Origin of the sequence: Acinetobacter junii CIP 64.5 (assembly GCF_000368765.1) — a bacterium.
In the GTDB taxonomy this organism is placed as follows: Bacteria; Pseudomonadota; Gammaproteobacteria; order Pseudomonadales; family Moraxellaceae; genus Acinetobacter; species Acinetobacter junii.
Genome location: NZ_KB849657.1, coordinates 1 through 12,852, shown reverse-complemented (window position 1 = coordinate 12,852; position 12,852 = coordinate 1). Strand labels below are relative to the sequence as shown.

Annotated in this window: 9 protein-coding genes; 5 read left to right on the top strand and 4 right to left on the bottom strand. The window is 37.4% G+C overall.

Annotated elements, in window-relative coordinates; translation table 11 throughout:
- Window positions 1-297 precede the first annotated feature (297 nt).
- Entirely contained in the window at window positions 298-516 is a 219-nt protein-coding gene (locus F948_RS14940) for a DUF1653 domain-containing protein (RefSeq protein WP_004966673.1), read from the top strand.
- Window positions 517-521: 5 nt separating this feature from the next.
- On the opposite strand, the gene F948_RS14935 is transcribed toward F948_RS14940, so the two are convergent.
- Window positions 522-1,547, bottom strand: coding sequence for a helix-turn-helix domain-containing protein (locus F948_RS14935; protein ID WP_004966671.1), 1,026 nt, complete (start codon window positions 1,545-1,547; stop codon window positions 522-524).
- A 122-nt stretch (window positions 1,548-1,669) separates the two neighbouring features.
- On the opposite strand from F948_RS14935, the gene F948_RS14930 reads away from it, so the two are divergent.
- The gene (locus F948_RS14930; protein WP_004966669.1) at window positions 1,670-2,863 is read left to right on the top strand and encodes an alkane 1-monooxygenase; all 1,194 of its coding nucleotides are present in this window, start codon (window positions 1,670-1,672) and stop codon (window positions 2,861-2,863) included.
- Between the two features lie 24 nt (window positions 2,864-2,887).
- Here the strand turns inward: F948_RS14930 and F948_RS14925 are convergent, their stop codons facing one another.
- Together F948_RS14925 and ahpC are read right to left on the bottom strand one after the other, a co-directional pair.
- Window positions 2,888-3,103 (bottom strand): KTSC domain-containing protein, encoded by a 216-nt coding sequence (locus F948_RS14925; protein ID WP_004966668.1) that lies wholly within the window; start codon window positions 3,101-3,103, stop codon window positions 2,888-2,890.
- Window positions 3,104-3,355: 252 nt separating this feature from the next.
- On the bottom strand, window positions 3,356-3,919 hold the full coding sequence (ahpC, locus tag F948_RS14920) for an alkyl hydroperoxide reductase subunit C (RefSeq protein ID WP_004662563.1): 564 nt from the start codon (window positions 3,917-3,919) through the stop codon (window positions 3,356-3,358).
- 471 nt (window positions 3,920-4,390) lie between these two features.
- On the opposite strand from ahpC, the gene F948_RS14915 reads away from it, so the two are divergent.
- The 3 genes from F948_RS14915 (at window position 4,391) to F948_RS14905 (ending at window position 10,671) form a co-directional block, all read left to right on the top strand.
- A complete protein-coding gene (locus tag F948_RS14915) occupies window positions 4,391-5,551 on the top strand; it encodes a sterol desaturase family protein (RefSeq protein ID WP_004966665.1) in 1,161 nt (386 codons plus the stop codon).
- Window positions 5,552-5,663: 112 nt separating this feature from the next.
- Window positions 5,664-9,518, top strand: coding sequence for an ATP-dependent RNA helicase HrpA (hrpA, locus tag F948_RS14910; RefSeq protein ID WP_004966663.1), 3,855 nt, complete (start codon window positions 5,664-5,666; stop codon window positions 9,516-9,518).
- Between the two features lie 46 nt (window positions 9,519-9,564).
- A complete protein-coding gene (locus F948_RS14905) occupies window positions 9,565-10,671 on the top strand; it encodes a beta-ketoacyl-ACP synthase III (RefSeq protein WP_004953654.1) in 1,107 nt (368 codons plus the stop codon).
- 56 nt (window positions 10,672-10,727) lie between these two features.
- Here F948_RS14905 and F948_RS14900 read toward each other — a convergent pair whose 3' ends face one another.
- Window positions 10,728-12,431 carry a DUF4394 domain-containing protein gene (locus F948_RS14900; RefSeq protein WP_004966662.1) on the bottom strand — a complete coding sequence of 568 codons (1,704 nt, stop codon included), beginning with the start codon at window positions 12,429-12,431 and terminating at the stop codon, window positions 10,728-10,730.
- Between the last annotated feature and the right edge of the window lie 421 nt (window positions 12,432-12,852).

Here is a 12,852-nt window from a genome sequence, read left to right as displayed (position 1 = left end):
AACTCGATTGGACTTTCTAAACGTTCTAAGTAAGCTTTTAATTGAGTTTTAATATTTTGATCTAACATGTCTTTCTCCAAATTCTAAGCAGTTCAAATCAGCTAAATTCATTCAATGAAGCTATAGTACGCAAAACTAATAAATAGGTAAAACAGTATGTTTTTATGGGTTTGATCGGATTTTTGAATTTAAGATAAAATAAACATTTTGAAGATTTTTATACCTAAAAATTTGAATATATTCAAACTTGTTATATAACTGCAATTATTTCATGGCATAGCCTAAAGGAAAAATAGCATGGCATTACAACGTGGCATCTACCAACACTATAAGGGGCAACTTTATCAGGTTTTCAACGTAGCGCGTCATAGCGAAACCGAAGAAGAATTGGTGGTGTATCAATGCTTATATGGAGATTACTCGATGTGGGTACGTCCACTCAGTATGTTTACCGAAACAGTTCAGCTTGAAGATGGACAGTTGATTCCACGTTTCAAATTGATACAGATCACTTAATTGTTTTATTGGGTCTTGCATCGCGATAGGCGATAGTGTTGTGGGCTACATCCCATCATTTTATTAAATGCGCGGGTGAAGTTTGCAGGGTTCGAATAGCCTAATTCGTAAGCAATATGGGTGATGGTAAAAGTTGAATTTTCTAATAAATCAATTGCTCGCTCAGTACTAATTTTTTGTTTCAAAGCTTGAAATTCAACTCCTTGTTGCTGCAAATAACGTTGTAAAGTTTTAGTAGAAATATTTAGAACTTGAGCGCATTCAGTTAATGTTGGAATCTGATGGGCTTGTCTTAACATCATGCTGACCCATTCAACAATTTCACCTTGATGATAAATTTTTTGAATCTGTTCCTGACAACGTTGTTCAACCACTTTTAGGCTATGAGCATCCGCCAAAGGTAAAGGTAGTGCCAGTTGTTGTTGATCAATCACGACGCGTATACCTGATGTCCATGTGTAATTAAAATGAAAATTTGCTTTAACGAGATGTATATAGCGTTCAGCATAAACAGGCTCGGGTATACTTAAATAAATTTGGTAACGTTGTAATTGTTGTCCTGCAAGTTCTAATAAGCTGTAATAAAATCCAACGGCAATTGCTTCAATATGAAATGCTAAACATTGCTTATTCATTTGTAAGATGGGTTCAAGTAATAACTCAACCTTATGTTGATGAGTTGGAAATTGAATCGATAGCTTAAAGCTTGGCATAATTAGCCGAAAATATTGTGTGATTAATCTCAATGCATGTTCTAAATTTGGACTGGTCATTAATGCATATCCAACCAAACTATGCGAACTGAGTTTTAGATTTTTACCGAGTTCAAAAGCCAAATCTTCTGTATTAGGTAGGCTCAGGCCAAGTGCAATAAATTGTTCAATTTGTTGAATTGATAAAAGCTCAGTTTTAGAAAGTTCGTTATGAAATGCGTTTAATACCTCATTATCATATTGATGAGTGCCAATCAGAATTTCGATCAACCGCAAATAATAACGAGACGGAATAACAGGGATTTGCTGTTTTTGCACAATAAAAAACCACTAAAGTCTTAAAATGATAATATCAAGTCTTAAAATGATAATATAGAGTGACTGCAAAAGAACACAATCAATTCAAGCAAAACATTTTGTGTTTGATTGAGGAATTTCTAATGAATATGCATACTCAACTGGATGTAGAGCAAGCAACAACAACTTTTAAAGATAAAAAACGTCATTTGTGGTTACTTGGTCTTGCAGTACCTGCTATTGCGATGAGTGGACTTGCTGGCTATCAATTTGGACCTAAAAAATCGAAAAAGTTTTTTGCCTCATTTGGACCATTATTTATCCATGGTGTGATCCCAACTCTAGACAAATTAATTGGTGAGGATACTGAAAATCCACCACTAGATGCGATTGCGGACTTAGAAGCTGACCCATATTACTCTCGCATTGTGAAGCTTTTTATACCACTCCAATATGCGACCAACGTTTATGGAGGATACTTAGCAAGTCGAAAAGGCACATCTGTAGCTGATCAAGTTCTGTTAGGAACTTTAGTTGGTATGGTGAATGGTATTGCAATTAATACTGCACATGAATTAAGCCATAAAAATGGTCGTTTAGAACATTATTTATCACATCTTGCATTAGCGCCATCAGGGTATAACCACTTCAGAATTGAACATCCATATGGGCATCATCGTCGAGTAGCAACGCCTGAAGATCCTGCATCATCACGTTTGGGTGAGACCTTTTGGAAGTTCTTACCACGTACAGTGATTGGGAGTTTTAAATCTGCAATTGAGATAGAAAAGAAACGTTTAGAACGCAAAAAACTACCATTTTTCTGCAAGGAAAATGAACTGATTCATGGTTGGGTCATGTCAGCAATTTATCATGGCTTGATGTTTAAGAAATTTGGTATGCGTTCAGTTCCATTTCAACTCACTCAAGCTACATATGCGGTGACTCTATTTGAAGCCGTTAACTATATTGAACATTATGGTTTAAAACGTGAGAAGAAAGAAAATGGGCAGTATGAGCGTACTTTGCCAGAACATAGCTGGAACAATAATAATTTAGTGACGAATCTATTTCTGTACCAGTTACAACGTCATTCAGATCATCATGCTTATCCGACACGCAGTTTCCAAACCTTACGTCATTTTGAAAATGCACCTCAATTACCAGCAGGTTATGGCGCCATGCTTTTACCAGCCTTCATTCCAGCATGGTGGTCAAAAATTATGGATGATCGAGTGGTAGAGCATTACAACGGTGACTTGAGTAAAGTAAATTTACACCCTGATGCCGAAGCACGAATATATGAAAAATATGCAGAAGAGATAGATATGATATGAAGAAAGCCCTGAAAAGGGCTTTTTTTATGATGAAGCAGAAATTTGAAGACGTTTAAAATGAAGATCAAACTCAAGGTATTTATGGACAAAAGCAGTCTTATTGGTTGTGCGTAGCAAATTGTCATACACAAATTCTGGAACAGGATGATAAAGCTCGGCTGTGCCATTGCTGTAAAAAATTTTTAAATAGCGTGAAGAAATATCATATTTCCAAGAGGTTACAACAACAGTTTTTTCCATATATTTGCCCCCATTTCAGTTTGATCATTTAGTACATACAAAAAACTCTTTATGTTTCATAATTTGACATTACTCCATGTAATGCAGGCTGACAATTGATAAATGAATTTCGTTATAAATTTATAAGTATAAGAATTGTAAAAATTTTGCTATCAAGCTGGGGGAGAGCGGATAAGAAATTTATATAAAGGCAGATAAAAAGAAACCACCCTAAAAAGAGTGGCTTCTGACGAGGTTGTTCAATCTAAAGAATTAGATTTTACCCACTAGGTCGATAGATGGAGCAAGAGTTGCTTCACCTTCTTTCCATTTCGCTGGGCAAACTTCGCCTGGGTGGCTTGCTACGAATTGAGCAGCCTTAAGTTTACGTAAAGTTTCTGATACATCACGAGCAATAGCATTGTCATGAATTTCAGCAGTTTTAATTACGCCTTCAGGGTTGATGATGAACGTACCACGTAAAGCTAAACCAGCTTCTTCAATATGAACGTCAAAAGCGCGAGTTAATTGGTGTGTAGGGTCGCCAACTAATGGGAACTGAGCTTTACCAACTGCTGGTGAAGTTTCATGCCATACTTTATGAGAGAAGTGAGTGTCAGTTGTTACGATATAAACTTCTGCACCAGCTTTTTTGAACTCTTCATAGTTTTCAGCAGCATCTTCAACTTCTGTTGGGCAGTTAAATGTGAATGCAGCTGGCATAAAAATAAGAACAGACCATTTGCCTTTAAGATCAGCATCAGTTACTTGAATGAATTCACCGTTGCGGAATGCATCAGCTTTAAATGGTTTAACTTCAGTATTAATCAAGCTCATCATTGTCTCCATGATTGAGGTTTATCTTTAAACTTGTTTGCGAGGTCTAGAATAAATAATTTCTAGTTATTGGGGAAATAGTATTTTTACATGACTAAAATCGGAAAATTAAATGATCCGAGATCGATAGCTTTCACCCAAAAAAAGATATTTCCATTTGACTCCATTCACATGAAGCAAAAATGACAAATATCGAAAATGATCGTGTTCTACAACATGAAGCCGATAGCCTTAAAATTCAAGGGTAAAATTGAAAAAAATAAAATTATATAAAAAACCATGATCTGCACGAAGTTCATGCATGTTGGAGATATTATTGTTTATGCTCAAATATTGGACGAAATGTTTCTTGTTTCAAATGTTTGGGATGTTTAGAATTTGAGATAGGGTAGAAATACTGTGAAGTATTAAGCAGGATTAAAGTTAACCGCGAGCGAGATTACTCGTATTTAAAGAGAATTAATACAACAAATGACAGATCAATTGAGAGAAAAATTTGAGAATCTTGAACTCAATGCTGGTTTAGGCAAGATTAGTGCTTTTATATCTATGTCTCTAGGATTATTAAGCATTTTCAGTGCTTTATGCTTTTTATTTCCTTCAGTTCTCACCATGCCAGAACTACGTCCGCTATACGTTAAACATTATGATGCTTTTTATTTTAGTTTGATGATCGCGATTGTACTTAGTGTCGGTTTTGGGGCGTTTAGTGCGATTTTTCGACAAAATCGATATGGGTTTTATGGTTTGTGTTTCGCATTAGTTGCGGCTGTTTTGGGATGTGGGTTAATCAAAGCCCCAACTTTGCCGAACATTCCTTTCTATGCAGGTATTGATTATTTCGTACTAACACTTGTGATCTTGGCTTTAGTTTTTATCCCTTTAGAAGGTTTTTTTGCTAAAAATCCCCATCAAAAAATACTTAGAGTGGGATGGGTGACGGATATGAAATATTTCATGTTTAGTCACATTGGCATTCAACTCTTTACCTTTCTAACAGTCATGCCGATTCAGTATTGGATTACTCATCTTCCGAATAATCCAATCGTTCCTTTTGTACAAGCACAGCCGATTTGGTTGCAATTTATAGAGTTGTTGATTGTTGTTGATTTCGTTGTGTATTGGTTGCATCGCGCGATGCACGAAGTGAATTTCTTGTGGCGTTTTCATGCGATCCATCATTCAACGGAACATATGGATTGGTTAGCATCTTCACGTTTACATATTGTCGAAGTATTGATGACGCGATTTGTTGCAACCTTACCGATATTTTTATTAGGTTTTCATACCTCAGCCGTTTTTGCTTATCTCGTATTTATTTCTTTTCATGCAATATTCATCCACTCAAATGTACGTTTTAGATTTCCGTATTTGCGCTGGGTGATAGCTACCCCTGAGTTCCATCATTGGCATCACTCTTCAGAGAAACCTGCGATTGATAAAAACTATGCAGCATTTATCCCATTGTATGATGTCATTTTTAAAACCGTTTATATGCCAAACCATTTGGCAAGTGTATATGGAACTGTGGGGTATAAGATCCCCAATAGCTTTGTAAAGCAATTTACTTGGCCATTTAAAAAATACGTCAAACAGTTACGTAATCGTTTTGATCATTCATCTAAATCATAAAAACCAAACTAGAACTACAGCAATATCATCAATAGATTGCTGTAGTTCCTTTGCATAGCAAGATTTTAAGGCGTAAAATAGCCGATTATTTAATTTTCAGGAAAGCTGTTCAGTGCAGAGTCATTTAAATGTAGATCAATTGGTTATGGCACGTGACCGTCACCGTTTAAATCGACTGCGCAAAGATAAAAAAACAGAAACAGCAGAACTCGAAAAACTATTTGAACAATCAAACCAAAAGGTGAAACAGCGTTTAGCTCGCTTGCCTAAAATCAAACTCAACCAAGATTTGCCTGTTACGCAATACGCCGATCGTTTGATCGAGGCTATTCAAAAGCATCAGGTGATTATTGTTGCAGGTGAAACTGGCTCTGGTAAAACCACACAGCTTCCTCAAATCGCAATGCTTGCAGGTCGTGGACTTACTGGCATGATTGGACATACACAACCACGTCGTTTGGCTGCACGAAGTGTTTCGCAACGTATTGCGGAAGAAGTTGGTGAAAAGCTTGGCGAGTCAATTGGTTTTAAAGTTCGCTTTAATGAGCAAGGTTCTCAAGACTCGATCGTTCGGTTGATGACGGACGGTATTCTGTTAGCTGAATTGACTAATGATCGATTCTTATCAAAATACGACACCATTATCATTGATGAAGCGCATGAACGCTCTCTCAATATCGACTTTATCATGGGCTATCTGAAGCAATTATTGCCGAAGCGTCCTGATTTAAAAGTGATTGTTACGTCTGCAACCTTAGATGTAAATCGGTTCAGTCAATATTTTAATAATGCACCAATTTTTGAAGTCGAAGGTCGCAGTTATCCTGTTGAAGTTCGTTATCGTCCTATTTCTGAATTGAGTATTGTTGGTAGTGATGATGATGAGTTTGATGATTTTGAGGAAAATCTACCTAGAGCCGTTGTTCAAGCTGTTGAAGAGTGTTTTGCTGATGCTGAAGCAAAAGGTCATCCTGAACATGCTGATATTCTAATTTTTGCCAGTACAGAGCAAGAAATTCGAGAATTACAAGAAACATTACAAAAATATGGGCCACGTCATACAGAGGTATTACCTTTATATGCACGACTAGCTCTCGCTGAACAACAAAAAATCTTTAATCCTGGTGGTAAAGGTCGCCGCATCATTATTGCCACGAACGTAGCAGAAACGGCATTGACCGTTCCAAATATCCGCTATGTGGTTGATAGTGGATTTGCACGTATTTCACGTTATAACTATCGATCGCGTGTTCAGCGCTTGCCAATTGAAGCGATTTCACAAGCAGCAGCCAATCAACGTAAAGGGCGTTGTGGTCGTATAGCAGCGGGTGTGTGTATTCGTCTATATAGCGAAGAAGACTTTTTAAGTCGCCCAGAATTTACTGAGCCAGAAATTAAACGAACCAATCTAGCTTCGGTTATTTTGCAAATGCAAAGTCTCGGTCTGGGCAATTTGGAAGATTTCGATTTTATTGAGCCACCTGATTTCCGTTTGGTAAATGACGGTCGTAAGTTGCTTATTGAATTGGGTGCCTTGAACGAACGCAAGAATGATCTGACTAAAGTTGGTCAAATGATGGCACGTATGCCGATTGATCCTCGTTTAGCACGTATGATTATCGGTGGGGCACACTTTGGGGTACTCAAAGAAACCTTGATTATTGTTAGTGCTTTAGCGATTCAAGACCCTCGTGAGAGACCAGCAGATAAACAAATGCAGGCAGATCAAAAGCATGCTTTATTTAAAGAAGCTGATTCTGACTTTTTGTTTTATTTAAAATTATGGAATACATTGCAAACAAGCCCTGATGCTCAATCTGAAAATAAACGCCGTCAGTTTGCACGCCAACATTTTCTGAGTTGGTTACGTTTGCGTGAGTGGAAACAAACACATCAACAATTAGTAGAGTTGGCAGAAGGTTTAAAACTTAGTTTTAATGAAAAGGGTGCAAATTATGAAAATTTACATCGAGCTTTATTAACTGGTTTACTTTCATTTATTGCCAACAAAACTGATGAACGTAATACCTTTATGGCTGTTCGTCAGCAAAAAGCCAAAGTTTTCCCAGCCAGCACATTGCATAAAACCAATACAGCGTGGGTCATGGCATTTGAGATGGTAGAAACATCCCAAGTTTATCTGCGTACTTTGGCCAAAATAGATCCCGAATGGATATTATTGGCTGCTCGAGATTTATTGAAATATCACTATTTTGAACCACATTGGTCAAAAAAAGGTGGCATAGTGAATGCCTATGCTCAAATTTCCTTATTTGGTTTGATTATCGAACCAAAACGTTTAGTGAACTTTGAAAAAGTTGATCAGGTAGCTGCACATGAAATCTTTCTGCGTGATGCGCTCACGACTGGCAATTTAGGCATTACCCCTGCATTTTTAAAACATAACTTGCTTAAACTTGAAGAAGTGGAGCGAGTTGAGGATAAATTACGCCGCCGTGATTTAGTTGTCGATGAAGAAACGATTTATCAATTTTATGCAGAACGTGTACCAGTTGAAGTGGCGAGTCGACATAGTTTTGAAGATTGGCGAGCGACGGTAGAAGCAAAAAATCCTCGTTATTTGTTTGTTGAGGATGATGCACTCTGGATGAGTGATCGTCCAACTACGCAACAATTTCCAGATTATTTGCACAACGGCCAATTACGTTTAGCAGCAAGTTATCGTTTTGATCCAAGTCATGATGAAGATGGGGCTACGGTTAAAATTCCTGTGCAAGCATTGCCTCAAGTGGATGAAAAGCAATGGTCATGGGGAATACCTGGCTGGCGGCAAGATTTGATCGAGGCTTTATTAAAAGCACTACCTAAAGATAAACGCCGCAATTTAGTTCCAATTCCTGATACAGCCAAAAAGTTAATGCAGGGTGTCGATGCTGTTCATTTACGTGAGCATCTATTTAACTATCTCGCTTTTGCTCTACGTGGAGAGCAGATTACTGAAAAAGATTTCTCGTTTGAACGTATCGATCAATACCTTGTTCCTTTTATCAAAGTGATTGATGAAAAAGGAAAATTAATTGCACAAGGTCGTGACTTAGATGAATTAAAGGCGAGATGCCGAGTTGAAACTCATCGTCCAGTAAAACAACAGCAAGGCGAGTTCCAAGCCTTCCCTGAGAGCTTTATCTTTGAAGCTTCTCAAAAGGTTACAGGAGTGATAGTTAAACAGTATCAAGCGCTTGTTCCCACAAAGATATTTTCTGCACTTGAAGCAAAAGATGAATCAGGTGTGGTTGTACAAACGTTTAATGATCAGCAAGAAGCCATTAAACAGCATCGTGAAGGTGTAATTCGTCTGATTCATATGCAGCTTGGAGATTTGATTCGCCAACTGAAAAAGCAGATTTCTAAACCTTTGGCTTTGGCATATTCTCCATTGGGTGAGCGCGCTAAACTCGAACAAATGTTGGTTTATGCAACTCTACAAGTATCAATTCAACAACTTCCACAAAATGCTGAAGAATTTAATACCTTAGCACTTGATGTAAAAAAACACTTTTTGAGCAATGGTCAAAAAGTACTAACGGACATCACTGAAATTTTTACCCAATGGCAGCAAGTTCGTCGTGAGTTGTTGGTTTTAGATCAAGATATATTCGGTCGTAGTATTGACGATATAGAGGATCAGTTGGATTTAATGTCATTGGCGGACTTTGTTTATAGCAAACCAAGTGAGATTTGGCAGGAATATCCACGTTATTTAAAAGCATTGCTATTGCGTTTAGATCGTTTGCCAAATAATCTACAACGTGACCTTGCTGCAATTGATGATGTCGATCCATGGATGGACAAAGTATTTAAGTTTAAAAATGATCCTAAAATCAAAGAAATGTATTTGATGTTAGAGGAATTGAGAATTTCCTTGTTTTCTCAACCAATGAAAACAAAGATGCCAATTTCACCAACTAGATTACAAAAACTATGGGATCGATTAGCAATCGGTTAAACTGAGCAATAATGAAAGTTAGAACCATTCTTTACAGGAGTTTTACATGGGCATCCGTATAACAGGTACAGGTTTGTTTCACCCAACTGAAACAATTTCTAATGAAGAGTTGGTTGAAAGTTTAAATGCTTATGTAGAACAATTTAATCAACAAAATGCTGACAAAATTGCAGCAGGTGAGATCGAAGCTCTACGTGGTTCAAGTCCTGAGTTTATTGAAAAAGCATCTGGTATTAAAAGCCGTTACGTGGTTGAGAAGTCAGGTATTTTAGATCCAACACGTTTACGTCCGCGCTTACAAGAACGTAGTAATGATGAACTTTCGCTCCAAGCCGAGTGGGGGGTAATTGCTGCTAAACAAGCGATGGAAAATGCAGGTGTTACTGCTGAAGATATCGATGTTGTGATTTTGGCATGCTCAAATATGCAACGTGCTTATCCTGCTGTTGCGATTGAAATTCAGTCGGCATTAGGTATTAAAGGCTATGCTTATGATATGAATGTCGCGTGTTCAGCTGCAACATTTGGTTTAAAGCAAGCTTATGACGCTGTGAAATGTGGTGCTCGCCGTGTTTTACTTTTGAATGTTGAAATTACCTCAGGTCACTTGGATTATCGTACACGTGATGCGCACTTTATTTTTGGTGACGTTGCAACTGCTTCAATTATCGAAGAAACTGAAACCAAATCAGGTTATGAAATCTTAGATATTCATTTGTTTACCCAATTTTCAAATAACATCCGCAATAACTTTGGTTTCTTAAACCGTAGTGAAGATGCGGTTGTTGATGACAAATTGTTCCGTCAAGATGGGCGCAAAGTGTTTAAAGAAGTTTGTCCACTTGTCGCAAAAATCATTACAGCACAGTTGGAAAAATTACAATTAACACCTGAACAAGTTAAACGCTTCTGGTTGCATCAAGCGAATGCTAATATGAATGAGTTAATTTTAAAACTCGTTGTTGGTAAGGATGCTGATTTAGATCGTGCACCAATTATTTTGGATGAGTTTGCTAACACTTCTTCTGCGGGCGTAATTATTGCAATGCACCGTACAGGCGAGCAGGTAAATAATGGTGAATATGCTGTAATTTCATCATTTGGCGCAGGATATTCGGTTGGTTCGATTATCGTACAAAAACATATTGCTTAAATTTTATAGGCAAAAATAAAAAACCGCATCAATGATGCGGTTTTTTTGATTTCAGCTTATTTAAGTAAGATCGCTAGGTCGATGACTTGTGGAGTGGTGTTACCACCAATAGTTGAAGCTGCTAAATTTGGTGTTCCATCTACACTGATAGCTAAACGTGCTCTAGGTGTTGTAATTGTTGTATCGCTATTTAAGTCGACTCGATAAAGTACAGATGGTCCAGTTTCACCTGCCACAGTCGCTAAAGCTAAGCCATTGTCACCACCAGCAATATCAAAGCCATTGTCTATACCTAAGTTGATTCCTAAATTACCGATCAGGTTTAATGTACCTTCGTTTGGTGGATTCTGTTTAGTGAGAGTTTTGCCTGTTTGATCAAGATCAAATAGTTCAGTAGCTAACATCGCAATAGGTGTTGCGAAACTATTGGTATATGCAGCTGCCGTAACTTTAGCCTCAGAAATTCCGTTAATATCGCCATCTTTTATAGTATCGCCAGTATCGACGTTAATTCTTAAGTTCTGGCCAGTATTACTGATTACGCGGAGTCGATCTGCTAAAGGGTTGAAATCAACTGCGAAACTTGTACCATCTAGATTTGTGAAAGTACTACTGGTAGCTGGTTTGAGTGCTGTGATGAGGCTTGCTAAACCCGTGTCTGTATTGATCGTATACAAATTCCCTTTATTGGTTAATCCATATAGCTTGCCAGAATTGTCAGTTGAGGTTCTAAAACGGTAATCGATACCGATAAATTTCTCATCTACAAGCAATCCAGTGAGGCTCTTTTCAATTACAGTATTTGGATTGGTAATAACGAAGCTAAGCAGTTTATTGTTTGCTGTTAAACCATAGCCTTGAGCTGTGGCATCGGTTGAACGTTTTAATGCAATACCACGAATCCCCATGCTATTAAAACTATTATTCAAGTCATGTGATTCAAAAACAGCATCGCTTGAGGTGCCGACATTAGCTAGATTAAGTTTAAAAAATTTATAATTGCCTGATGCGAGTTTGAGTGCGGCAAAACCTACATTGCTGACAGGGTCTATATCAAAACCGCCACCGCCGTTTGTATTAATGTCTGCACCCAAAGCCGTAGAATTACCTAATGTACCTGCGTTCGCATTTTGAAGATAAATGCGATCAGAATTTTGGTCAATGCTATATAGTTTGGTTGAACCTGTGCCAGCAAAGGCATTGGTATAAGCACCTGCAACAACTGCTGCAGTACCTGTGGCTAAATTAATCGTGCCATCTGTAATGGTTGCACCAGTATCAACATTGATACGCAAGTTTTGTCCTGTGTTAGAAATTACACGTAGGCGATCTGCAGCAGGGTTAAAATTGACAGTGATAAGGTTGGCATCACCCATAATTTGTGTGAAAGATGCATTTCCATCTGTAGTATCGCTCGGGTCGGCGATTAGTTTTCTCAGGAAAATTGCTTCGCCATTGTTTGGATTTAAAGTATATAAGTTCCCTTCTAGACCAACAGCATAAAGTTTGCCGTCTTTAGGGCGGTAATCAATACCTACCAGTTCATCTCCAGACATTAATCCTTTAATCTTGCGGTTAGACACAACCTTGTCAGGCATTGATCTATCGACTGAACTAATCATTCCATTGGCAGTTAGAATTAAAGTATCGCCAGTATTCACATTTGACGACTCGTTATCGTTGTCTGAATCACTATTACAACCTAACAATGCAAAGCTTGCTAATGCAGTAACAGTCAAAGCTGTAATTTTCTTATTCATGTGTCTATCCTGATCTCAAAGTTATTTATAATAAGAAGTCGTCTTCCAATTAACGGTTTAAATTGACAAAGCTTCTTGATATTCATTTTTTGTTTGGAGGAAATTCCAAAAAAGATGGATGTATTAAGTTAAAAAATACAAATCACAATTTTTTGAAATTCACTTCTACTTGAATCAGGTTATGCGGACTAGGGTATAAAGTAAATTAATGTTTTTAAGTGATTTTTTGGTAGTAGCGTGTCGATTGGTAATTATTCACGAGGAATTCACGCTCGTTAAGAAACGTTAATTAGTGCACAGAAATTATTTTTTAAAATTGGATTATCTCATATCAAAAAATAAAAAAGAGAACATGACTGTCACTACTGTCCCATAGTTTGCTTTAAATAAAAAAACCTGAGTCTAAATAGTTAAAATATGA

Bases quoted from the DNA above. Each gene is read 5' to 3' on its own strand.
- F948_RS14940 (WP_004966673.1), top strand. From the start codon at position 298: ATGGCATTACAACGTGGCATCTACCAACACTATAAGGGGCAACTTTAT.
- F948_RS14930 (WP_004966669.1), top strand. From the start codon at position 1,670: ATGAATATGCATACTCAACTGGATGTAGAGCAAGCAACAACAACTTTT.
- F948_RS14925 (WP_004966668.1), bottom strand. From the start codon at position 3,103: ATGGAAAAAACTGTTGTTGTAACCTCTTGGAAATATGATATTTCTTCA.
- ahpC (WP_004662563.1), bottom strand. From the start codon at position 3,919: ATGAGCTTGATTAATACTGAAGTTAAACCATTTAAAGCTGATGCATTC.
- F948_RS14915 (WP_004966665.1), top strand. From the start codon at position 4,391: ATGACAGATCAATTGAGAGAAAAATTTGAGAATCTTGAACTCAATGCT.
- F948_RS14905 (WP_004953654.1), top strand. From the start codon at position 9,565: ATGGGCATCCGTATAACAGGTACAGGTTTGTTTCACCCAACTGAAACA.
- F948_RS14900 (WP_004966662.1), bottom strand. From the start codon at position 12,431: ATGAATAAGAAAATTACAGCTTTGACTGTTACTGCATTAGCAAGCTTT.